Here is a 24,350-nt window from a genome sequence, read left to right as displayed (position 1 = left end):
AGCTTCCATGATCTCAAGAAAAGAGATTACTAGTCCCAGATGACCTTTAAAAAACAAATAGCTATCTACAGATGAAACAACCTTGGATACATAATGCAAAAACAGATTGGTGGTTTATTTTATCCCCACCTTTTCTGGTATTGTTAATTATTTTTCTTTTTCAGAAGCAGATTCAGGAGTTGGAGAATCATTATTCCTTTTATACATGGCTTTTCCTGATTGTCTTTGTAGATGTGGCTCATGTGTATTCCACGTTGTTTAAAACGTATTTTGTAAAGGCTGAAGTGCAAAAAAGAAAACTACTGTATTTTGGAGTTCCTATGATAAGCTGGTGCCTAGGAATTGCTTTATTTCAGTTTGGAAGTTTATTATTTTGGTCTGTACTAGCATTGATTGCTGTTTTTCATTTTATTCGCCAGCAATATGGCTTTATGAGAATTTATGCCCGCTTTGAACCTGATAACTGGAGTAAGAAAATAGATGAGGTTGCGGTATATGCTGCTACTGTTTTTCCGATGTTGTATTGGTTTCAGACCCCACGTGCCTTTACCTGGTTTGTGGATCATGAATTTGAATGGCTTAAAAACGTACCGGATTATATTGGAAGTATTACAATTTTGTATATTCTGATTATCACAGTTTGGATCATCAAGACCGTAATTGAAGCTATTAAAACTAAAACCATCAATATTCCTAAAACAGCATTGATTACAGGAACTTTCCTTTCTTGGTATTTTGGAATCGTCTATTTTAATAATGATCTGCTTTTTACCTTCCTGAATGTTGTTTCTCATGGAATACCTTATATCGCTTTGATCTATATCCGTGAGATTAGACAAAAAGATCATCAACAGTTGAATTGGATGCAGATTTTTAAGCCATTTTCAGGGATCTTTTTATTTGTAGGGATTATTTTAGGACTAGCTTTATTGGAAGAGTTTTTATGGGAAACGCTTGTGTGGAACGAACACTTTTCTCTGGATTTAGCTGTTCCAGAAAACTTCCTTCAGTTTTTAGTTCCCTTATTGGTGGTTCCTCAACTCACCCATTATCTTTTGGATGGCTTTATCTGGAGGAAACAAAAAGTATCCTAATCGTTTTTTCATCGATAAGAGCATAATTATTGTAGATTTCATAAGTTATTTTAGATATATTAAAGCCAATTGGATGAATTGTTTAAAAGATAGGTAAAGTATCAAATTAACTAAAAAATCTTATTAAATTTTACAACGTTTTTTTATACCTTATTTGTTGTTCCTCAACTTACTCATTATCTTTTGAGTGGATTTATCTGGAGAAGACCGAAAAAAGTTAGTTAACTTTGTCAGGAATGTTTAAAATCTGAAAATGAGACAATACTTTTTATCTTTAGCAATTCTCCTGGGAATCTTTGTAAGTGGACAACAGAAAACATTTTGTAATCCGATCAATATAGACTATGGATATACTCCTTTTGAAGTTTTTTCAAAACAAGGAAAACATCGTGCTACAGCAGATCCGGTAATTGTGAATTTTAAAAATAAACTTTTCCTTTTCTCTACGAATCAAGAAGGATATTGGTATAGTGATGATATGCTGGACTGGAAGTTTGTCAAAAGGAAATTTCTCAGAGATAATAAATATATCCACGATCTCAATGCTCCGGCAGTATGGGCAATGAAAGATACATTGTATGTGTATGGCTCTACGTGGGAACAGGATTTTCCCATTTGGAAAAGTACAAATCCAACCCAGGATGATTGGAAAATTGCAGTGGATACTTTAAAGGTAGGAGCATGGGATCCTGCATTTCATTATGATGAAGATAAAAATAAACTCTATCTGTATTGGGGCTCCAGCAACGAATGGCCTTTGTTGGGCACAGAAGTAAAAGTTAAAAACCTTCAGTCCGAGGGGTTTGTAAAGCCGATTATTAAGCTGAAACCGGAAGATCACGGATGGGAAAGGTTTGGGGAATATAATGATAATGTATTTCTTCAGCCTTTTGTGGAAGGAGCCTGGATGACTAAGCACAATGGAAAATATTATATGCAATATGGTGCACCGGCAACAGAGTTCAGCGGATATTCAGATGGAGTATATGTAAGTAAAAATCCTTTAGAAGGCTTCGAATATCAGCAGTATAATCCGTTTTCTTATAAACCGGGAGGATTTGCGAGAGGAGCCGGACATGGCGCTACCTTTGAAGACAATTATAAAAACTGGTGGCATGTTTCTACTATTTTTATTTCCACAAAAAATAATTTTGAAAGAAGACTGGGAATATGGCCGGCAGGATTTGATAAGGATGATGTGATGTATACCAACACAGCGTACGGAGATTATCCTACCTATCTTCCAAAGTATGCACAAGGAAAAGACTTTTCAAAAGGTCTTTTTGCCGGATGGATGTTACTGAATTATAATAAACCTGTTCAAGTGTCATCTACGCTGGGAAGCTACCAGCCTAACTTTGTTGTAGATGAAGATATTAAAACCTATTGGAGTGCCAAAACCGGAAATGCAGGAGAGTGGTTTCAGACTGATCTTGGAGAAGTTTCCACAATCAATGCTATTCAAATCAACTATGCAGACCAGGATGCAGAATTTATGGGAAAAACTTTTGGCAAGGTGCATCAATACAAGATCTATGGATCCAATGATGGTAAAAAATGGAACGTCATTGTGGATAAAAGCAAAAACACAAAAGATGTTCCGCATGATTATATTGAGCTTGAAAAACCAGCAACGGCAAGATTCCTTAAAATGGAAAATCTAAAAATGCCAACAGGTAAATTTGCATTAAGTGGTTTCAGAGTATTCGGAAAAGGAGCAGGAGAAAAGCCTAAAAAAGTAGACGGTTTTGTCCCATTAAGAGCTGATCCTAAAAAGTATGGTGAAAGAAGAAGCATTTGGATGAAATGGCAGCAAAATCCTGAAGCAGACGGATATGTAATTTATTGGGGAAAATCTCCTGATAAACTATACGGAAGCATCATGGTATATGGAAAGAACGAATATTTCTTTACAGGAGCAGACAGAACAGATGCTTATTATTTCCAGATTGAAGCTTTCAATGCCAATGGAATGTCTGAAAGAACAGAAGTCGTAAAGTCTGAATAGTAAATAAAGATATACAAAACAGCACGCTTTAATTATTTAAAGCGTGCTGTTTTGTATCAATGTATTTCAGGAAGATTTCAATTTTATCAATAAGGAAAGCGGCATTGGGTGGTTTATTCCAATCAAGATGCCCGCCATTGAATTCATAAGACTCATGAATGACATTATTTTTGTTCAGAGCAGAGTCGAGGATTTTATTTTGGCTTAAAGGAACAACACGATCTGTTTTCCCATAGTAAGAAAGAGTAGGAGGAGAGGCATTGTTGATCCAATGCACCGGACTCGTAAAATTGATGACTGAGACTTCGGTAGGTAACGTTTTAGGATCAATAAGATGTTGCTCTATAAAAGAATACTCTTCATAGCTTTTAAATCCGGAATCAGAAAGATCAGCAGGGCCTACAATATTGATCACTGCTTTTACCTTTTTATCAGTATCAAAATGATACGCATACAGCATAGATAAATGGCCACCAGCACTATTTCCTAAAAGAATCAGCTTAGGCGTATAGTTGAGTTTCTTTTTCAGAAATGTAATGACCTTTTTAATATCATCCGTCTGATTGGGAATACCATATTGAGCGGTAGAAGCCAGTCTGTAATTCATATTGATAAAAATATGATCCGGATACCTCTCCATCATAGAAAACATGAATAAGCTAAGTTGAGATTTATCCCCACCACGCCAGCCACCACCATGAATCATGATAAAGACCTCTTTTTCCTCTGAAGGCTTTTTATTGGGCTCATAAAGATCCAGCACCTGATCTGGACTATCTCCATAATGAATGTTCTGCTCTTTATTAAAGCGAATATTGTTGGTAAGATCAATCTTGTTCTTGGTACACGCTGTCAAAAGAAACAGGAAGATACAACTGATGCTAAATACGATACTCTTTTTCATACAATTAAAGATAAAAAACCTGCTGAAGAATCAACAGGTTTGAATAAAAAATATAATTGATTAAATGTGAAGACAGTTTGCTTTTATCTTGTTCTGCTCTTTATAGAATCGGAAGCTCCTTCAATATCTCTTACTTTTTTCAGTTTTTTATTTCCGAAATTGTAAGTAAGGCTCACCGTTAAATTTCTTTTGTACTGATTCTGATGAACATAATTGTAGTTTCCATTAGCTTGATAATCATCAATCACTACAATATTGGTTCTTAGAACATCATTTACATTCAGTGCAAAAGTCCAGTCGTTCCAGTTTTTCTTGATGCTAAGGTCTAAACTTGATAAGCTTCGCAGCATACCTAGTTCTATCTGCTGTTTGTCTATGTAGAAGAAGTTAACCCCAAGAAACCATGTTTTTGCTTTATCAAGACGAATTGTATTGTTGGTTTGGATCAAAATACTGGTAGAATTGATATTATTGACGTAGATGAAAGGCTTACCATTCTTATCTATGAATCGGTCTCCTGTGGTAGGATCTACATCAAGGCTTCCGTTGTTTCTGTTATGTTGAAAACCAATGCTAGAGTTGGTAGTCCAGTATTGTTTAAAGAAAGATTTTTGGATTCCTACCATGGCAGACATTTCCTGTTTATCTCCAAAATTGGTTCTGATATATCGTAAAGCAAGGTTTTCACCTATTGTTCCATCCGGATGTTGAGGGTAACCTTGTAAAGGTACCTGGGTGATTGCATCTTTAATATAAGAATGATTTAAAACTACAAAATATGAATTCTTATACATATACATCAACTCTTGATTATAAGTAGAAGAAGCTTTTACAAAAGGGTTGTTTTGAGTATAATTGTTATCCGTTAGTTTATTCTTTACCGGATTTATTTCCCAAAAACTTGGCCTTCTCATTCTGCTTGAAAATGAATAGGAGATATTATTTTTATCATTAATTGTATAGTTCAGGCTTAAATAAGGAAGAAGATTATTGTAATTTCTTTCAATTCGTCTAAGATCTTCTGAAGATGGTTTATCAGATGTTCCTAAACTGTTGGTAATCTCATATCTCGTTCCCACTTTTCCTGAGAACTTATCTGAAAATTTCTTCTCAGCAGTGATGTAAAAACCATAAATATTTTCATCATAAATAAAATGATTAGGTTTAGAATCAGGAGTTGCTGTATCGAAATTATAAGAATCATTCTTAGTATCGTTATCTGTTTTGGTTTTATTATAATTTCCACCTACAGAAATCGTTAGGTCATTCTTAAACTTCTGAATATAATCTGCCATTCCGGAGAAATTGTTAATGATCTGTGGCAGATCCTGCAACAATTGCGTACTCTCTCCTAATACATCTCTGTTGATGTTGGAGTGGTAGGTCATATTATTGGTATACTGAAATCTTTTATAATTCAGATACGCTGCGTTTAGATTCAGTTTACTGCCTAAAGAATCTGTTTTTAATTCATAATTTAAATTGAGTGAGTTATTGTAACTTCTTGAATCCTCTTTGTTTTTAGACCATGTATAGCTTGGATTATTGCTATTAATAATGGTATTGAAGAGGTTAACTGTTGAATTGTAGCTCTTGTTGGCCCATGTGTTCCAGGATAATGCTAAGTTGCTCTTATCATTTAATTGATAGTCAATATTCAGATAACCACCAATATTTTTGTTTGGATCGTCAATATCACCGGTAGATTCATTGGAAGCTCCCTCACTGCTATTTTTCAGGGTGTAGGTTTGTGCTTCTATATTTTCACCGCCGCTAAGGCTGGCACTTATTCCTAATTTATCTTTTCTGTAATTGGCAGAGAAGCTGGCTTGGCTTGCATTGTATTTACCTTGAGTATTGGAGAATCTCATATTCCCGTTAAGACCATCACTCATTTTTTTCTTTAAAACGATGTTAATGATTCCATCCGAAGACTCTACCTGATATTCACTTCCCGGAACGGTAATTACTTCAATTTTCTGAATATTTTCAGCCGGAGTGTTTTTCAGGAATTGAGCCAGTGATTCTGCATCCATATTGGATTTTCTCCCGTTGATGTAGATTAATACATTATTTTTTCCTGCAATCTTTAATGTTTTATCATCCGTTGAAGACAATAAAGGGGTTTGTTTCAGAAGGTCAAAAGTTGTATTTCCTTTTGCTACCGGCGAAGAAGCAACATCATACACCAGGCGGTCACTTTGCTTTTTGAAAACCTGTTTAGTGATGGTAACCCCTTCTATATTTTTAGTCTTTGTCGAATCAGATTTCTTTTCCTGAGCAAATGCACAGCTTCCGAATATGATGGCTATTGACAAAAGTATACGTTTCATGTTTGTTTTTTTAAGAGTGGTTAAGAGAGATAAGTTTTTATCGTTTAGGTTCTTGATTTTACAGCATCATTTGCTGATTTCATTTCCCTTGCTTTTTTCAGTTTCTGATTTCCGAAGTTGTAGGTTACTCCGATATTCAGCAATCTTGGATAATTAAAATTGGTGATGTTGTTATAGGTACCATTTGGCTGTACACTGTTAAGTCTGTAAAAACTTTGATTGAATAAGTCATTCACTTCCGCAACAACCGTCCAATCACCTATTATTTTTTTCAGGCTGATATCAAAACTTTGTCTTACCCCGATTGTACCTCCTTCCATAGCGACTTTACTTGCGAAAAAGTAGTTCACCCCTAAGAACCAGTCTTTTTTAGAAGAAAGACGAACAATATTATTGAGTGTTAAAGACATATTGTAGTTTTTTACATCAATGATATAAGGTTCCAGATCTTCTGTTTCGTATGGGCCTAGCTGGGAAGTAGGATCTTGCCATACACCTCCAGTGTAGGTATTATATCCAAGGTTTACAGAATAATTGGTTGTCCAGATATCTTTAAACCAGGATTTGTTCATCCCAAGTGTTAAGCTCAATTCTCTGTTTTTTCCATAATTTGTTCTTATGTATCTAAGAAATCGAGTCTTTTCCATGATCATATTTCCCTTATCATCATATATGATATTACCATTTTCATCTCTCTTTGGAGCCGTTAAGATTCCTTGTAAAGGAAGCAGATCAGAAGCAGAAGCATCCTCTACCATGGTATAACTAAGGTTGGCATAGAATGCATTTTTGTACATGTAATTCAACTCTTGATTATAGAATTTAGCAGCCAATACAAAAGGATTATTCTGAGTATAATTGGTAGGAGTAAAATAGGTTCTGGATGGGTTAAGTTCCCAAAACCTTGGTCTTCTAACTCTACTGGAGAAAGTATAGCTCAGGTTATGATCTGCATTGATAGCGTAATTTAAATTCAGATAAGGAAGCAGATTATTATAATTTCTTTCAAACCCGGTTTTTCCAAGAATATCTCCGGTACTTCTGGTCATTTCATAGCGGGCTCCAATTTTTCCGGATAGCTTTTCACTTAGCTTTCTTTCATAGTTTAAATAAATTCCTAAAATATTTTCCTTATAAATGAAATGATTGGTTTGTTTAGTATCGATTACAAATTCATCACCGATTAATTTGTCTTGTCTGGTATCATTATCTGTATTGGTATAATTATAACTAACTCCCATTAACCATGTTGCTCCTTTGGTAGTCTTTTTCAGATAATCTATATTGGCTGCATAATTATTGATTATTTGAGGTACCGACTGGTGCAATGCTGAATATCTCTTTTTATACGCTTCACTTAAAGGCTGAACATCTAAAGGAATACTCTCATTGAAACTTACTTTGTCTCTGTTAAACCATAAATAAGAAACATTCGAGGTTAATTTACTTCCTATAGAGTCTGTTTTTATTTCATAGTTCAGATTAAAAGAGTGATTTCTGGTTTGAGCATCTTCATTATTGATCGTTCTATTGGATAATTGTCCATTTTGCCAGTTCATCATATCCAGAACAGAATCGAAACTTTTGTTGTATCTCATATTATAAGACAGTCCTAAGCTTTGTTTTTTGCTGATCTCATAATCAAGATTGAATCCGCCACCGAAGTTTTTATTGGGATCATCATTAGATCCATAAGATTCATTTCTAAAAGTAGAATCTCCGTTAGACAGAGTATATCTTTGTCTTTCTGTCCAGCTGCCCATTCTGAAATTGGAATTTCCTGACCATTTTCCCTGTCTGAAATTGAAAGAAGCACCTGCCGATGGATTGTTATAATACGCCTGCTCATTTTGCATTTTCAAAGTCCCATTATAGCCATTGTTTTTGCTCTTTTTCATCACAATATTGATCACACCTTCCTTAGATTCCACCTGAAACTCACTTCCGGGAACGGTAATCACTTCAATTTTCTGAATATCTTCCGATGGAGTAGACTTCAGCATTTCAATCAATGCTTCAGAATCCATATTCGTTTTTTTGTTATTGATGTAAATAACAGCATCAGATTTTCCAAGAATTTTCAATGTTTTACCATCAATGCTGGAAATCATAGGTGTTTGTTTTAAAAGGTTAAATGTATTAGTGCCTTTAGCAATAGGAGAAGCTGCTACATCATATACAAGACGGTCTCCTTGTTTTTTGAAAACCTGTTTCTTGATATTGACTGCCTCAATAGCATTTACTTTTAAACTATCTTTTTTCTGTTGAGCTGTAATCAGTCCGCTGAAAAATAGAGCTGCAATGAGAATTTGAGTTTTCATGATTATTATTTTTTAATTAATAGCTTGTATGGTTTGTTATTTAACATTACAAAGATATATAATAAATTTAGTATCATGCAATACAAAGTACTTAAAAATAATATATAATAATTTTAAAGTATTGATTTTCAGATGTTAAAAATTTACTTTGAAAAATTGTTTGCCTGACCTTTCTGTATAATAAGACAACTGTAACAAGAATTTTGTTACAGCAAAACATGAAATTTTATGAAAAATAATTTTATTCTCTGTCGAATTGAGCCAGCTTTTTATCTACCCATACCGTAGCGAAAGGGAAAAATGCAGCTAATAATGCAAATACAAAATCTTCATCATCCCAGTTATAAATTTTTCTGGCAGGGAGACAAAGTAAAAGATAAAGTGTGAAAAATAATCCGTGTAAACTACCAACAACACTTATGAAAATAATAGAATAGAGATTTTCATCATATCGAATCCAGATCATAGCAACACAATACAATAAAACACATGAAATAGCCTCTGCAAGACAAATCTGTTTAAACCATTTAATAAGTTTTTCCTGAGAATATTTTGAGAAGAATTTTTCGATGAAGTTCATGTATATAAGCATAAGTTGAAAGCTAAAAAGTAAGAGACTTTCTCTGACTTCTCATTTTTGCCCTCTAATTTCTGGTTTTACAAAATTACTGATAAAAATTACTTCCATCCAAATACTCAAAAACTTCAGGCGGTAACATTGGCCTTACATTCTTTCCCTCTTTAATCATATTACGGATCTCAGTAGCAGAAAGTTCAATCACAGGAGCTTTTATTATAGAAATATTTTCATGCTGAAGATATTCAGAATCTTTCTTTTCCCCTTCAAATACTCTTGGATAAACAATAATATGATGATTTTTGATCAATGCATCAGAATTTTTCCATTTATGAAGACTGTCCAGATTATCCTCACCCATAATAAGACTAAAAGAATAGTCAGGATGTTTTTCATGAAGATAAGTAAGCGTATCAATTGTATAGCTTGGCTTCGGAAGAGAAAATTCTACATTGGAAGCTCGCATATTTGGATAATTTTTCACTGCAAGCTGTACCATATCCAACCTGTTGTGATCCTTTAATAACGATTTTTTGTCTTTAAAAGGATTCTGTGGACTCACTACAAACCATAGCTCATCCATATCTGAATTTTCCAGAATATAATTCGCTAAAATAAGATGCCCGATATGGATCGGGTTAAAAGATCCGAAAAATAGACCGATTTTTTTCATATGAGTGTAGTAGGGGAGTGTTGTATTTAATTATAATTGGAAGATTGGGTTTTTACTTTACAAAGTCTAAAGCTTAGAAACCAAAATCCTGTAGGACATCAGTTAATCCCTGAACTTAACATCCTTTATATTCAGATAATGAGTCACATTACCCTTCCAATGATTTTCTTCAAGGGTAAAAGCAAGATCAAAATTTTTATTTTTAAAATCTTCTACAAACTGTCCCAGTTTGAAGCCGACACATTCAATATTTCTTCCATTAGATTCCTGTCTGATATAAAATTTCAGGTGATTGTTATCTTTACCCATTGTTTTTACATAGCCTGAAAGCCTTTGATCTGTCAGAGTGAAGATAGGTTTCATATTGTGTGGGCCAAAAGGAGCTAGTTTTCTATGGAAATTGATAAACTCTCTGTTTATGTCATCAATATTTATTTCACAATCAATCGTAATGGATGGTTCTTTCTGATGTTCCTGAATTTTTTCCGAAACAATTTTCTCAAACTTTAGCTTGAAAGCTTCAAACTTTTCCTTTTCCATTGAAAGCCCTGCAGCAGCGTGATGCCCTCCGAATTTAAGAAAATATTCAGAACACATATCAAGCGCTTCGTGCACATCGAAATCAGATACAGATCTTGCAGAAGCTACCATTTCACCATTATTCCCATCAGTAAATACCAATGTAGGTTTATAATAAGTTTCAATAAGTCTTGATGCAACAATTCCGATTACACCTTTATTCCATTCAGGATGATAAACAATGGTTGTATGCTTTGTTTCCTGCTGAGACTCTATAATCTGGTTCAAGGCCGAAAGGGTAGAATTCATATCCAATTCTCGTCTTTCATCGTTGAGGTTCATGATATCACTAACGATCTGATTCGCATGTTTAAGGTTGTCAGAAACCATAAGTTCAACAGCCGCTTTTCCATGAGAAATTCTTCCGGCAGCATTTATTTTAGGAGCAATTTCAAAAACAATATTTGAAATTTCAAAATGAGATAGCTTATCCTCCGGAATTAAAAGCCTTAATCCGAGATTTCTTGTCTTTCTAAGAGTTTTCAATCCCATTTTCGCAAGAACTCTGTTTTCACCAGTCATCGAAACAATATCAGCTGCGATGGAAATAGCCAAAAGATCAGTGAGCTCAAATAACTCAGCATCAGGAATTTTATAAATAGTATTAAGTCCCTGGCAAAGCTTGAAACCTACACCACATCCGGAAAGTTCCTTGAACGGATATCTGCAGTCACTTCTTTTAGGGTCAAGTACAGCTGCTGCATTAGGAATTTCTTCACCGGGAAGGTGGTGATCACAGATAATAAAATCTATCCCCAATTCAGAAGCATAATTAATCATATCAAGAGCCTTGATTCCGCAGTCCAGTGCAATGATTAATGAAAAACCATTTTCTTTAGCAAAATCAATTCCTTCAGTAGATATTCCATATCCTTCAGAATTTCTGTCCGGAATATAGTAATCAAGATATTTTTTCTCAACAATTTTGCTGAGGTAAAGGTACATTAAAGCAACTGCGGTGGTTCCATCCACGTCATAATCACCATATACCAATATTTTTTCGCCATTTTCAATTGCAGTAGCAATACGCTCTACAGCCTTTTGCATATCTGCCATTAAAAATGGACTGTGTATATCGTTAAGGTTTGGTTTGAAAAATTCTCTCGCCTTTTGATAATTGTCAATTCCTCTTAGAACGAGAAGCTTAGATTCAAAAGTACCAAAACCAAGTGACGAACTTAGTCCGTCCACAACTTCCTCATCGGGTTCGGGCTTGTAAATCCATTTTTGACTCATGTTCACAAAAATAAGGAAAAAAAATAGCATTTTGAATGGATAGAGTCCTAAGTTTTGACTTAATAATTGTTAAAAATTGATTACCTTCGTGCTCCAAATTTAAATGACTATGAAAAAAATTATCGTATGCCTTACTTTTTTAGGCGCAATGAATTCAATGAATGCACAATTTAATCTCGGAAAAGCTGCCGGGGTTGTTTCAAAAGGTGCAAAAGCTTTAACATTTACCAACGAAGATGCTATTAAATTATCCAAAGAATCAGTAGATTGGATGGATAAAAACAATCAGGTAGCAGGGCCAAAAGATCCTTATACTGTAAGATTGAACAAATTGTTTGGAAAACACAAAACACAAGACGGTCTGAATTTGAACTATAAAGTATATAAAGTAAAAGATATCAACGCTTTTGCTTGTGCAGACGGAAGTGTACGTGTATTCTCTTCTTTGATGGATATCATGACAGATAACGAATTATTGGCTGTAATTGGCCACGAAATCGGTCACGTTAAAAATGAAGATACAAAAGATGCTATGAAATCTGCTTATTTAAAGGCAGCAGCATTAGATGCAGCTTCATCAGCGTCTGGTGCAGTAGCTACTCTTAACGATAGCCAGATCGGGAAAATGGCAAACGAATTTTTGGATGCTGCTCACAGTAAAAAGCAGGAATCAGAAGCAGATACCTATTCTTATGACTTTATGAAAGCTAATAAATATGATGTTGTAGGAGCGTATACTGCTTTCAAGAAATTGGCTTTGTTATCGCAAGGAAATACACAATCCGGCTTTGAAAAAATGTTCAATTCTCACCCGGATAGTGAGAAAAGAGCTCAGGCTATTAAAAAGAGAGCAGAAAAAGACGGATTATGGAAAGATCCGGGAACTGTTGCTCTTCCAACAACAAAACTTACAAAATAATTATTTTATTTATTGTTTAAACGAAAATACCTCAAAGCATTGCTTTGAGGTATTTTTATATTTCAGTACATGTATCAGATTAAGAATACATTTTTTCTCTTAATTCCTTTACTTTTTTATCAGCTAGGTACTCGTCGTAAGTCATTTCTCTATCGATAATTCCGTTAGGAGTCAGTTCGATGATTCTGTTACAGACAGTTGACAACATTTCGTGGTCATGAGATGCTAATAAAAGATTCCCTTTGAAGTTAGACAATGAGTTGTTCAATGTCGTGATACTTTCAAGGTCTAAGTGGTTGGTAGGTTCGTCAAGTAAAAGAACGTTAGCTTTCTGAAGCATCATTCTACTGAACATACATCTCATTTTTTCACCTCCGGAAAGTACTTTACAAGATTTTAATGCCTCGTCACCAGAGAAAAGCATTCTTCCTAAGAATCCTCTTACGAATTCTTCGTGACGCTCCTCATCATTTTTAGTGAATTGTCTTAACCAATCAACCAAACTTAAATCTTCCTGGAAGAAGTTGGTGTTATCTAAAGGCATGTGAGACTGGTTCGTAGTAACTCCCCAAGCAACAGTTCCTTTGTCTGCTTCAACATTTCCAGCCAAAATTTCGAAAAATTCTGTGATTGCTAAAGAGTTTTTAGAAAGTACAGCTACTTTATCTCCCTTTTTAAGATTTAAATCAATATTAGAGAATAATAATTCTCCGTCTTTTGTTTTTTCAAGACCTTTTACATCTAGGATCTGATCTCCTGCTTCTCTTTCCATTTCGAAAATAATAGCAGGGTATCTTCTTGAAGAAGGCTTAATATCGTCAATATTTAATTTGTCGATCATTTTCTTTCTTGCTGTAGCCTGTTTAGCCTTAGCAACGTTAGAACTGAATCTTGCGATGAAGTCCTGAAGCTCTTTTTTCTTCTCTTCAGCTTTCTTGTTAGCCTGAGCTCTTTGTCTTGTCGCTAATTGAGATGCCTGATACCAGAAAGAATAGTTACCTGTATAAAGATTAAGTTTAGAATAATCTAGGTCACCAATGTGCGTACACACTGTATCTAAGAAGTGACGGTCGTGAGATACCACGATTACTGTGTTTTCATAATCAGCAAGGAAATCCTCTAACCAAGAGATTGTATCAATGTCAAGGTCATTGGTAGGCTCATCCAGAATCAATACATCAGGATTACCGAAAAGTGCCTGAGCCAAAAGAACCTTTACTTTGTCTTTGTTCTCAAGTTCACTCATCAATTGCCAGTGCATATCATCACTGATTCCAACGTTAGAAAGCATGGTTTGTGCATCAGATTCTGCAGTCCATCCACCCATTTCATCATAGATTACACCTAGTTCACCTGCTTTAATTCCATCTTCATCGGAGAAATCTTCTTTAGCGTATAACGCATCCATTTCCTCCTTTATCTCAAATAATTTTTTATTACCTCTTAATACAGCTTCAAGAACAGTAAACTGATCATAAGCAAAGTGATCCTGCTCCAAAACTGACATTCTTTTCCCAGGTTCCAGAGATACATGACCTGTTGTAGGATCCTGCTTTCCTGTTAATATTTTAAGGAATGTAGACTTTCCTGCTCCGTTTGCTCCGATAATTCCGTAGCAATTTCCTTTGGTAAACATAATATTTACCTCGTCAAAAAGAACTCTTTTCCCGAATTGTAAAGATAAGTTAGATACTGTTAACATATAGTTTTGTAAATTTGGCGCAAAAATACGAAAAGAATTTGGGTATTTTGTAATAATATAATAGTCAAGTTTTTAAATGTATGGTATTTTTTATATATTTCATTAACGAAATTTTAAAATGATGAAGATTGAGAAAACAGTTAACATATTAAATAAAAGAGCACGTTTTGAGTATGAAATTCTTGAAGAATACGAAGCAGGTATGGTTTTAACGGGTACGGAAATAAAATCTTTACGCTCTTCCAAAGCATCTATCACAGAATCGTTCTGTCAGTTTATTGATGGGGAATTATACATCATCAACATGATGATTGATGAGTATAAATTAGGAACTTTTTACAATCATAAAACAAAAAGGGAACGGAAATTGCTCTTGCACAAAAAAGAATTGCAAAAACTTGAAAAAAAGTTAAAAGATGCAGGAAACACGATTATACCTTTGAAATTATATATCACTGATCGAGGGAAAGCAAAGGTGCTGATAGCGCTGGGTAGAGGGAAAAAGCTTTTCGATAAAAGAGAGGCCATTAAAGATAGAGAAAATAAGCGGAACCTGGACAGAATATTAAAGAAAAGTTAAAAATCATTTGAAAAACTTTGTATATAAAGAAAAATTATATTTATTTTGCATTATCAATTATTTAATCATTTAATTCTATGAAAAATCTAAAATTAGGAATTTCAGCATTGGCGCTTACCGTTGCCTCTACTGTTTTCGCACAGACTACCAACAATCCGTGGTTAATCGGAGTTGGTGCTCACGCTGAAAACCACGTAGCAGCAAGATCTTCATTCGGTAACACGTTCTCTGCGAAAAATTTGACAAAGAACCTGTTCAACATGAACAGTTATTCTATTACACCTCCACTATCTAAGTTAACAGTTGCTAGAAACGTTGGTAAAGGTTTAGTTATTGACTGGCAAACTTCTGTTGGAAATGTTGAAAACAAAAGATTCAACATGGGGAAAGAATTTTTCCTAATGACAGGTCTTGGTTTCCAGGCTCACGGTGCTGGTCTTTTATGGAACGAAGAATCTTGGTTTGATCCATATTTAAGAGTTGGTGCTAACTACCTTAGACATGACTATACTGGGCAATCTTTCCCACAAAATGGTCTTGATGCTAATGGTAATGTATTAGATAGAGCTGTTCCTAACGGAAAAGATGGTAACGAGGCTGGTAAAGCTAACCATTTTACAGTAGCTACTGGTGCTGGTGCTAACTTCTGGGTAACTAAAAACTTCGGTCTTGGTATCCAAGGAGATTATGTATCAACTCCAGGTGATAAGTCTACAGTTGCTAACTTCTGGCAAGCTTCTGCATCTATCTTATTCAGATTCGGAAACAGAGATAGAGATAAGGATGGTATCCTAGATAAAGACGATCTTTGTCCAGATACACCAGGTCTTCCAGAATTCCAAGGATGTCCTGATACAGACGGTGACGGAGTTCCAGATAAAGACGATCAATGTCCAGATGTAGCTGGTCCAGTTGAAAACAACGGTTGTCCTTGGCCAGATACAGACGGTGACGGTGTTATCGATAAAGATGATGCTTGTCCTACAGTAGCAGGTCCTGCTGAAAACAAAGGTTGTCCTTGGCCAGATACAGACGGTGACGGTATCCTTGATAAAGACGATGCTTGTCCTACAGTTCCAGGTCTTCCAGAATACAACGGATGTCCTAAACCAAAAGACGTAATTGCTAAAGATGCTACAGGTGCTCTTAAAGGTATCTTGTTCAACTTTAACAAAGCTACTATCAGACCAGAATCTAACACTAAGCTAGATGAGGCTGCTAGAATTATTAAAGAATCTAAGGATGGTACTTTCTTAGTAACAGGTCACACTGATGCTAAAGGTGCTGCTGCTTACAACTTGAAACTTTCAAGAGAAAGAGCTGCTTCTGTAGTAGGTGCTCTTGAAGCTAGAGGAGTTGACGGTAACCAATTAAAATCAACTGGTGTTGGTTCTAGAGATGCTCAAGTTCCTGCAAAAGCTTCTGACGCTGACAGAATGGTTGACAGAAAAGTAGTTGTTGAAGCTATCAACGGTGCTGCTTGGGATGCACTTAAGAAATCTGATCTAGACGTAGTAGTGAAGAAGACTGTAGTGAAAAAAGGTAAAGCTCCAGCTAAGAAAAAAGCTGCTGCTAAAAAGAAAAAATAATTAATTTTTCTAAATAATGAATACCTCCAATTTTTTTGGAGGTATTTTTTTTTTGTAGACTTTTAAGTAATTTTGTTGAAATTTAAAAATTAAAAATGGGAAGAGCATTTGAATATAGAAAAGCTTCTAAAATGGCCAGATGGGATAAAATGGCCAAAACTTTCTCTAAAATAGGTAAAGATATTGCATTAGCAGTAAAAGCAGGGGGAACAGATCCTGAAGCTAACCCGGCATTGAGAAGATGTATCCAAAACGCGAAAGGGGCAAACATGCCCAAGGATAATGTAGAAAGAGCGATTAAAAAAGCGAGTGGTGCAGATGCTGAAAACTACGAAGAAGTTACCTATGAAGGTTATGGACAAGGTGGTGTTGCCTTTTTTGTAGAATGTACTACAAACAATACAACAAGAACTGTAGCGAATGTAAGAGCTATTTTTAATAAATTTGATGGGAACCTTGGTAAAAATGGTGAACTAGCATTTATCTTCGACAGAAAAGGAATTTTTACAATCGATTTAGCTCAGGTTAAAATGGAATGGGATGATTTCGAAATGGAAATGATTGATGGTGGGGCTGAAGATGTAGAAAAGGACGAAGAGGAAGTAATGATTACTACAGCTTTTGAAGATTTCGGTTCTTTATCTCACAAATTGGATGAACTTGGAATTGAAGCAAAAAGTGCAGAATTGCAAAGAATTCCAAATAATACAAAAGAAGTCAACGAAGAGCAGTTCAAAGCCAATATGAAAATGCTTGAGCGTTTCGAAGATGATGACGATGTTCAGAATGTTTATCACAACATGGAGATCACAGAAGAGCTAATGAACTCTTTATAAAAAATAATATAGCATTCATATACAGTTAACTTTCAATTAGTTTCTTTGTAAAAAACTATGAAACGCCTTGATGTTTTTTGATACTGAAGAAATAGAAGGCGTTCCATCCGGCAAATTAAAAGCTGAAAAATATACGGATGAAAAGAAACGTTGAGTTAGTTGTCATATCGGATGTTCATTTGGGAACTTATGGATGTAAGGCTAAGGAATTGCTGAGATACCTCAATTCTATACAGCCTAAAACTTTGGTTTTGAATGGTGATATCATTGATATCTGGCAATTCAAAAAGTCTTACTTCCCTAAACCTCACTTGAAAGTGATCCGAAAGATCCTTTCATTTGCTACTAAGAATACGGATGTTTATTATATTACAGGTAATCATGATGAAATGTTCCGTAAGTTTACTGACTTTGAATTGGGAAAACTCAAAGTTTGTAATAAAATCTGTCTGACAATTGATCAGAAGAAAACCTGGATCTTTCATGGCGATGTTTTCGATGCATCAGTCCAACATTCTAAATGGATTGCCAAACTTGGCGGAAAAGGATACGACCTTTTAATCATCATCAATAATGTAGTGAATTGGTTTTTAGAGAAAATGGGTAAAGAAAAATATTCATTTTCAAAAAAAATTAAAAATAATGTGAAAAAAGCAGTGAAGTACATTGGTGACTTTGAACTTACAGCTTCCGAATTGGCCATTGATAATCATTATGACTATGTGGTTTGCGGACATATTCATCAACCGCAAATTCGGGAAGTTGTCAATAAAAAAGGATCTTGTACATATCTGAACTCTGGTGACTGGATCGAAAATCTGTCCGCTTTGGAATATCATAATAAAGAATGGAAGATTTTTTATTACGACGACCATAAACATTTATTGAAAGATGATGAAGTAGAAGAAATTCAGGAGATGGATAATTCCGAGCTTTTAAAAATCGTAACTAATTTTACTTAATGAAAATTCTGTATGCATTTCAGGGTACCGGGAACGGGCACGTAGCTAGAGCACAGGAGATTATTCCGATACTCAAAAAATATGCTTCGGTAGATACACTTATTAGTGGGCACCAATCGCAATTAAAGGCTGATTTTGACATTAATTTTCAATATAGAGGTATTTCTCTTCTTTATAACAAAACAGGCGGTTTATCCTATCGTAAAACGTTTACGGATAATAAATTTATTGATGCTGCCAAAACAATCAAGAATTTAGAGCTATCTCAATATGATTTAATCATCAATGATTATGAACCTTTAACGGGATGGGCTTCTAAGCTGAAGAAACTTCCTATGATTGAACTTAGCCATCAGGCATCTATGAGTTTTTCCGAAACTCCCAAACCTGATAAAAAAGATTTTCTGGGAGAAATGATTTTGAAATACTACGTTCCTAGTGAAAGAAAGATTGGTTTTCATTTTGAAAATTATCATTCCCAAATTAAAAAGCCTGTAATCCGAAGAAAAATCCGAAACCTTAATCCATATAAGAAAGGGTATTATCTTGTCTATCTTCCAAGTTTTGCCGATGAAAACATCATTAAGGTTTTAAGAAAGATTCCGGTAGAGTGGAAGGTATTTTCAAAATATAGTAAAGTACAGGTTAAAGTAAAAAATGTAGAAGTATTTCCAATCGATGAAACTCAATATCTGAAATATTTTGAAGGCTGCGAGGGTATTCTTTGTAATGCAGGTTTTGAAACTCCCGCAGAAGCCCTTTTTATGGATAAAAAACTGTTTGTGATTCCTATTCATAATCAATATGAACAGGAATGTAATGCTTGTGCTTTGGATAAAATGGGAATTCCGAATTCTAAAGTGTTACAACTTCAGGAAATTATGGAATGGGTTGCATCCGATCATCATCTGAAGGTTGATTATCCAGATAATATTGAAGAAATTCTGGTGAATGAAGTATTAATTCTTTAAGAAAATATCCTCTACATCATTCATTCTCATCATCACTGCTCTAGCATAGGAACAGTGCGGATAAACGTTCCAGCTATTTTCTCTTGCAAATTTGATGGCCTCTTCTACTAAGAATTTTCCCATTCCTCGTCCTTCAAATTCAGGATGAACCAGCACAAAAGAAATGATCAGTTTTTGATCCTCAGGAAAAATGGTATAGGTTAATCTTCCTACTTCTTTTACATCATTATTCAGAGTAAGAACTCCGCCATTTCCTGATCTGTTGTTTTCAAATTTCATGATAGAGGGTTTATTATTATTAAAGATACGAAAATTATGAGGACTGATAAAATGTATTCTGGGCAATAGTTTTCTTATTTACTATTTACTTATGAAACAAAAGCGGGTATTGACAATTGTATTAATTATCCTTCCCTGTGTAATAATTATAGTCTTTGATAATAACATTAATAAATTGTCTTTCCGTCATCTTGGTCGGATCTATTTCCAGTTTCAGAATACTTTTGATCTTATCGGAAAGTTTACTGATGATTTGTCGGTCATCTACTTTTAAAGCTTTGGTATAATTATCCTTGATGATTCTCATGTCGTTATCACTCAAAGCAATAACCTGAGGAAATGAGGGTACATAATCTTCGTTGATATTCTCTAAAATAGTATGAGAAATATTGATGTTATTTTTTAGCGAAATTACCGCTGTACCAGAAGCAATATCTCCTAAGCGCTGATTATTTTTGGAAACAATCATTGAAATTAAACCTACTACGCCGGCAAAAGAGACATCTATAAGTCTGAATACCCAACGGATAAGATAATCCCCAAAACTAGCCTGGTATCCATCGATTTTTACCACTCGGATCTTCATCAGTTTTTTTCCCGGAGTTTGCCCCTCCATTAAACTTTCTAAAACAACAGGATAAATATAGGTGGGAAAGGTAAGAATGATATATACTGCCATCACTGACCAGCTGTCTAAACCGTTCAATAAATATCCCAAATCAAAAATATTGAAAAATAAATAAAGGACAACTAGGATGTATGCAACCCTTATCAGGAGATCAATGATAAATGCAAGCATTCTTTCTCCAACACTTGCAGTATTGAAGTTAATATTTACATTTTGTGAGGTATTTATCGCGATCTGAGACATAATTTTTATTATTTTAGCCTTTACAATTATGAGAGAAGTTTATTTCATTAAACAAAATAAAGAAAAATGGTTGGGAATAGAACAGGTTATTGATGGGAAAATTAAAAAAAATCCTGATGACCTGTCTTCATTGTATATTAACCTGATCAATGATCTTTCTTTTGCTCAGACCTATTATCCTAAAAGCAATACAACTGTTTATCTGAATCACCTTTCTTCACAAATCTTCCAAAAGATTTATAAAACCAAAAGAGTAGAGGAGAACAGATTGGTTTATTTCTTTAAAACTGAGGTTCCGTTACTTGTGTATCAGTATCGGAGGTATCTGTTATATGCCTTTTTATTTTTTGTGCTTTTTACTTTAATAGGAGTAATTTCTGCAGCTTATGACAAAGAATTTGTTAATATTATTCTTGGAGAAAGCTATGTAAATGAAACGATCGAAAATATTAAAAAGAATAATGCAGTAGGGGTGTATCAGAGTGGTACAACTTGGGGAACAACTATCGGAATTATTTTCAATAATATTCAGGTTGGAGCTAAATTATACATTTACGGAATTGCAGGAGGAGTAGGAACCCTATTTGCTTTACTTTCCAATAGTGTAATGCTGGGGTCTTTTCAGTATTTTTTCTATGATTACGGAGCTTTAAAAGACAGTGCAAGAGGAATTTGGCTTCATGGGGTTTTTGAAATCTTTGCTATGGTAGTAGAAGCTATGTGTGGATTGATTTTAGGAGCATCTATTCTGTTTCCAAGAACCTTTTCGAGATTTAATTCTTTTAAAAAAGGATTTAAAGATTCTTTTAAAATATTTTTAAGCACTGTTCCTTTTACTATCTGTGCTGGAATTATTGAAGGATATGTGACAAGACATGCTTTGAGAATGCCTGTAATCCTAAATTTGATCATTATTCTGGGATCTCTGGCTGTTATAGGATTCTACTATTTTGTATATCCATCCATTGTCAATAAAAAAACTAATAAACACGTTAATGATACAATTTTATAAAAAAAGAGACTTTGGAACTTTCATCAGTGATAGTTTCAACTTTTTCAAATTATACGGAAAGAATTATTTTAAAAATTATATTCTGATCAATGGCTTACTGTTAATTTTAATGGTAACAGTCTTTATTTTTGGATATAGAGAACTTTTTTCTCAAATTTTCGGTTCCAATATCAATGGTGATAGCTATTATTTTGATCAATATTTTGACAATAATTCAGGAGTACTGATTGTTGTGGGAATCATAACATTTCTACTTTTTATGCTATTGGCTATTATCAATTATCTTTATCCCATTTTTTACCTGAAAAGAATAGCACAGGGAGCAAAAAGTATAAAAACAGATGAGATTTTAGGAGACTTCAAAAAGAACTTAGGTAAAATTGCTAAGCTGTGTCTTGGAATGACGTTTATTGTAGCACCTTTATCTTTATTTGTGTTAGGGTTTTCTTATCTTCTGATCTTTGTTATTATCGGGATTTTTATTGTAATGCTGGTGTATCCTACCATATTTAATGTCGTTACATTTTTGATGTACGATTATTTTAATTCAGGAAGAGGGTTTATGGAAAGTTTGAGCTATTCTATCCGTTCACAGTTTTCTTATCCTAATGGAAGTGAGAAATCTCCATACTGGAAATACTGGGCTGCATCGTTTGTAATGTTTATTATAATATCTATAGCAAGTTCAGTATTTACATATATCCCAATGATCTTTTTTTATGGTTCGATGTTGACAACATCTCCGGATGGAAATTTTGAGCAAGATCCTTTTACAGGAGGTTTTGGGATTGCATTTTTTGTATTTTATGGAATCTCAATGCTGCTTTCATTCTTCCTTTCTAATCTGTTGTATGTAAATGCTGGATTAATGTACTATGATAGTAGAACAGACCTTCATCAAAAAGTAGAACTTGAGGAAATAGATACTATTGGAATCAATGAGTAGAATTCTTTTTTTCATATTGTTTTTATTCTCCCTTGGCTTTGTAAAAGCTCAGGATGATGGGTATATGGAAGACTCACTTTATACGACTGGGCATTATCATAATATGCTGCGTGCAGATTCTGTATTGGTGAAGAATCCGGTTTCAGACAACTCAGTGTATCCTAAAGAGTTTAAGCAAAATGTTCCGTCAAGATATAAAGGAAATGAATTTGATTATTCAGTCTCAAAACCCAGAGAATCATTCTGGCAAAAACTTCTAAAGAAGGTAGATCGTATTTTGCGTAGTATTTTTGGAGATACGGTTTTTACAAAATCCTCTGAGTTTACAGGAGTGGTTATTCGCCTTTTTGCGATCATTTTGGTTGGGTTCCTTCTTTATTTTATCATTAAATATATTCTTGGAAAAGATGGGAATTTTATTTTTGGTAAAAAGAATAAAAAGTTGAATCTGAATGTAGAAGAATTGCATGAAAATATCCATGAAATAAACTTTCCTGAGAGCATTGCCAGGTTTGAACTTACAGGAGATTATCGTTCAGCAGTTCGTTATCAGTTCTTATTTATTCTTAAAAAGTTGAGTGATAAAAAACTGATTAACTGGAATCCTGAAAAAACAAATAAAGACTATGTCGCAGAATTAAAAGTTCCCCATCTAAAAAGTGAATTTTCTGATCTTTCTTACATTTTCGATTACGTATGGTATGGAGAGTTCAATATTGACGAGCAGAGCTATCAGAAATTTAAAAATCAATATCAGGTATTTAAACCATAATCCAACTAACCATGAATAAGACTTTCAGAATATATGCTGTGATCTTCATCGTTGTGATGGTTATTTTGGCATTGCTTGATGTGAATAAAAAAGAAACAACCGATTGGCGTAAGAATTTTGATGTCAATGAAAAATCACCATTTGGACTGTTTGTATTTGATAATGAAGCTAAAGATCTTTTTAAAACTCATCTGAAGAAGATCGAGCAGGTTCCTTACGAATATTATAGCCAGCATAAAAAAGAAGCCCATAATATTGTTGTTATTGAAACCGATATTGATACAGAATCCTGGAAGAAAATTATGGATCAGGTTTCAAAGGGCTCAGATGCGATGTTGATCATGAGTTTTATGCCTAAAGAAATTGCAGACAGCATTGGATTTCATAGCTCAGAGATTTCTTTCGAGGACGAAAATGTATTGAAGTTTACAGATAAGAAATACCAGAATGACTTTATCCAATTAGATAAATTTCCTTCAGGAAAAGGGTTTTCTTTCATCAAACCGGGCGTAGAAGTTCTTGGGAAAACAATAGAGAAGAAAAATACAGATCAGGCAAACTTTATTAAAGTAAAATTTGGAAAAGGAAATTTTTATATCCATAGTGAACCCCTTTTTCTCACCAATTATTATTTACTAAAACCTGGGAATATAAAATATGCGGAGGATGTGTTTTCTTATTTGCAGGATAGAGAGACGATTTGGTTTGTGGAGAATCATACGAATGTTTCTCGTTTTTTCATGCGATTTGTATTAGGAAATCCAGCTTTGAAATATGCCTGGTGGGTATTTCTTGGCGGGCTTATTCTTTTTATATTCTTTAATGCAAAAAGGAAGCAGAGAATAGTACCTGTTATAGAGCCATTGAGGAATACATCCCTGGATTTTGTAAAAAGTATAGGAAATCTCTACCTTCAGGAAGGAGATTTTCATGATATGATGGCCAAAAAAGCCCAATATTTTCTGAATAAAGTAAGACTGGATCTTCTCATTGATACTCAGACTCTGGATGAAGAATTTACTAAAAAGCTGCAGTTGAAAACAGGGAAACCTATAGAAATGATTAATGAGGCTATTACTCTGATTAAAAAAGCCCAAGATCCTTATGCCAGTGTAATGAAAGAAGATCTGGCAAGAATCAATAAATTACTAGACGAAATACTAAAATAATAGTCCCAAAGGGACGA

At 34.3% G+C, this 24,350-nt stretch carries 21 protein-coding genes; 12 read left to right on the top strand and 9 right to left on the bottom strand.

Annotation, left to right across the window (positions count from 1 at the left end):
• Nucleotides 1–71: 71 nt before the first annotated feature.
• Together GTR01_RS19800 and GTR01_RS19795 are read left to right on the top strand one after the other, a co-directional pair.
• A complete protein-coding gene (locus GTR01_RS19800) occupies nt 72–1,094 on the top strand; it encodes a hypothetical protein (RefSeq protein ID WP_160139482.1) in 1,023 nt (340 codons plus the stop codon).
• 253 nt (nt 1,095–1,347) lie between these two features.
• A complete protein-coding gene (locus GTR01_RS19795) occupies nt 1,348–3,102 on the top strand; it encodes a discoidin domain-containing protein (RefSeq protein WP_160139481.1) in 1,755 nt (584 codons plus the stop codon).
• 28 nt (nt 3,103–3,130) lie between these two features.
• Here GTR01_RS19795 and GTR01_RS19790 read toward each other — a convergent pair whose 3' ends face one another.
• The 6 genes from GTR01_RS19790 to recJ form a co-directional block, all read right to left on the bottom strand.
• Complete coding sequence (locus GTR01_RS19790) at nt 3,131–4,006, bottom strand: alpha/beta hydrolase (protein ID WP_160139480.1); 876 nt, start codon at nt 4,004–4,006, stop codon at nt 3,131–3,133.
• Nucleotides 4,007–4,089: 83 nt separating this feature from the next.
• Complete coding sequence (locus GTR01_RS19785; protein ID WP_160139479.1) at nt 4,090–6,339, bottom strand: TonB-dependent receptor domain-containing protein; 2,250 nt, start codon at nt 6,337–6,339, stop codon at nt 4,090–4,092.
• Between the two features lie 44 nt (nt 6,340–6,383).
• Nucleotides 6,384–8,660, bottom strand: a complete 2,277-nt coding sequence (locus GTR01_RS19780) for an outer membrane beta-barrel family protein (protein ID WP_160139478.1) — start codon at nt 8,658–8,660, stop codon at nt 6,384–6,386.
• A 241-nt stretch (nt 8,661–8,901) separates the two neighbouring features.
• The gene (locus tag GTR01_RS19775; RefSeq protein ID WP_160139477.1) at nt 8,902–9,240 is read right to left on the bottom strand and encodes a DUF3817 domain-containing protein; all 339 of its coding nucleotides are present in this window, start codon (nt 9,238–9,240) and stop codon (nt 8,902–8,904) included.
• 85 nt (nt 9,241–9,325) lie between these two features.
• A complete protein-coding gene (nadD, locus tag GTR01_RS19770) occupies nt 9,326–9,910 on the bottom strand; it encodes a nicotinate (nicotinamide) nucleotide adenylyltransferase (protein ID WP_160139476.1) in 585 nt (194 codons plus the stop codon).
• Between the two features lie 102 nt (nt 9,911–10,012).
• Complete coding sequence (recJ, locus tag GTR01_RS19765; RefSeq protein WP_160139475.1) at nt 10,013–11,725, bottom strand: single-stranded-DNA-specific exonuclease RecJ; 1,713 nt, start codon at nt 11,723–11,725, stop codon at nt 10,013–10,015.
• A 109-nt stretch (nt 11,726–11,834) separates the two neighbouring features.
• On the opposite strand from recJ, the gene GTR01_RS19760 reads away from it, so the two are divergent.
• Nucleotides 11,835–12,644 (top strand): M48 family metallopeptidase, encoded by an 810-nt coding sequence (locus GTR01_RS19760; RefSeq protein WP_160139474.1) that lies wholly within the window; start codon nt 11,835–11,837, stop codon nt 12,642–12,644.
• Nucleotides 12,645–12,723: 79 nt separating this feature from the next.
• Here GTR01_RS19760 and GTR01_RS19755 read toward each other — a convergent pair whose 3' ends face one another.
• Nucleotides 12,724–14,346 (bottom strand): ABC-F family ATP-binding cassette domain-containing protein, encoded by a 1,623-nt coding sequence (locus tag GTR01_RS19755; protein ID WP_160139473.1) that lies wholly within the window; start codon nt 14,344–14,346, stop codon nt 12,724–12,726.
• A 121-nt stretch (nt 14,347–14,467) separates the two neighbouring features.
• Here GTR01_RS19755 and smpB point away from each other — a divergent pair, with 121 nt between their 5' ends.
• From smpB to GTR01_RS19730, 5 genes are all read left to right on the top strand, one after another.
• Nucleotides 14,468–14,926 carry an SsrA-binding protein SmpB gene (gene smpB, locus GTR01_RS19750; RefSeq protein WP_047427948.1) on the top strand — a complete coding sequence of 153 codons (459 nt, stop codon included), beginning with the start codon at nt 14,468–14,470 and terminating at the stop codon, nt 14,924–14,926.
• Between the two features lie 77 nt (nt 14,927–15,003).
• On the top strand, nt 15,004–16,515 hold the full coding sequence (locus tag GTR01_RS19745; RefSeq protein ID WP_160139472.1) for an OmpA family protein: 1,512 nt from the start codon (nt 15,004–15,006) through the stop codon (nt 16,513–16,515).
• Between the two features lie 95 nt (nt 16,516–16,610).
• Complete coding sequence (locus GTR01_RS19740) at nt 16,611–17,351, top strand: YebC/PmpR family DNA-binding transcriptional regulator (protein ID WP_045491025.1); 741 nt, start codon at nt 16,611–16,613, stop codon at nt 17,349–17,351.
• A 137-nt stretch (nt 17,352–17,488) separates the two neighbouring features.
• A complete protein-coding gene (locus tag GTR01_RS19735) occupies nt 17,489–18,313 on the top strand; it encodes a UDP-2,3-diacylglucosamine diphosphatase (RefSeq protein ID WP_160139471.1) in 825 nt (274 codons plus the stop codon).
• On the top strand, nt 18,313–19,284 hold the full coding sequence (locus GTR01_RS19730; protein WP_160139470.1) for a glycosyltransferase family protein: 972 nt from the start codon (nt 18,313–18,315) through the stop codon (nt 19,282–19,284). Before GTR01_RS19735 ends, GTR01_RS19730 begins: the two co-directional genes overlap by 1 nt.
• Here GTR01_RS19730 and GTR01_RS19725 read toward each other — a convergent pair.
• Together GTR01_RS19725 and GTR01_RS19720 are read right to left on the bottom strand one after the other, a co-directional pair.
• Nucleotides 19,273–19,563 carry a GNAT family N-acetyltransferase gene (locus GTR01_RS19725; protein WP_160139469.1) on the bottom strand — a complete coding sequence of 97 codons (291 nt, stop codon included), beginning with the start codon at nt 19,561–19,563 and terminating at the stop codon, nt 19,273–19,275. The genes GTR01_RS19730 and GTR01_RS19725 overlap by 12 nt on opposite strands.
• A gap of 121 nt (nt 19,564–19,684) precedes the next feature.
• Nucleotides 19,685–20,434 (bottom strand): RDD family protein, encoded by a 750-nt coding sequence (locus tag GTR01_RS19720; protein WP_160139468.1) that lies wholly within the window; start codon nt 20,432–20,434, stop codon nt 19,685–19,687.
• Nucleotides 20,435–20,462: 28 nt separating this feature from the next.
• Between GTR01_RS19720 and GTR01_RS19715 the strand changes: the two genes are divergently transcribed.
• From GTR01_RS19715 to GTR01_RS19700, 4 genes are read left to right on the top strand one after another with little or no spacing between them, the layout of a single operon-like run.
• Nucleotides 20,463–21,446 (top strand): stage II sporulation protein M, encoded by a 984-nt coding sequence (locus GTR01_RS19715; RefSeq protein WP_160139467.1) that lies wholly within the window; start codon nt 20,463–20,465, stop codon nt 21,444–21,446.
• The gene (locus GTR01_RS19710; RefSeq protein WP_160139466.1) at nt 21,430–22,392 is read left to right on the top strand and encodes a DUF4013 domain-containing protein; all 963 of its coding nucleotides are present in this window, start codon (nt 21,430–21,432) and stop codon (nt 22,390–22,392) included. Before GTR01_RS19715 ends, GTR01_RS19710 begins: the two co-directional genes overlap by 17 nt.
• On the top strand, nt 22,385–23,164 hold the full coding sequence (locus GTR01_RS19705; protein WP_160139465.1) for a DUF4129 domain-containing protein: 780 nt from the start codon (nt 22,385–22,387) through the stop codon (nt 23,162–23,164). The genes GTR01_RS19710 and GTR01_RS19705 overlap by 8 nt, the downstream gene beginning before the upstream one ends.
• A gap of 11 nt (nt 23,165–23,175) precedes the next feature.
• Entirely contained in the window at nt 23,176–24,333 is a 1,158-nt protein-coding gene (locus tag GTR01_RS19700; RefSeq protein ID WP_160139464.1) for a hypothetical protein, read from the top strand.
• Nucleotides 24,334–24,350 lie beyond the last annotated feature (17 nt).

The sequence above is a fragment of the Chryseobacterium sp. c4a genome (assembly GCF_009900745.1).
Classification (GTDB): Bacteria; Bacteroidota; Bacteroidia; order Flavobacteriales; family Weeksellaceae; genus Chryseobacterium.
Note: the sequence above shows the minus strand (reverse complement) of the source record. Positions and strands in the feature narration are given on the sequence as shown.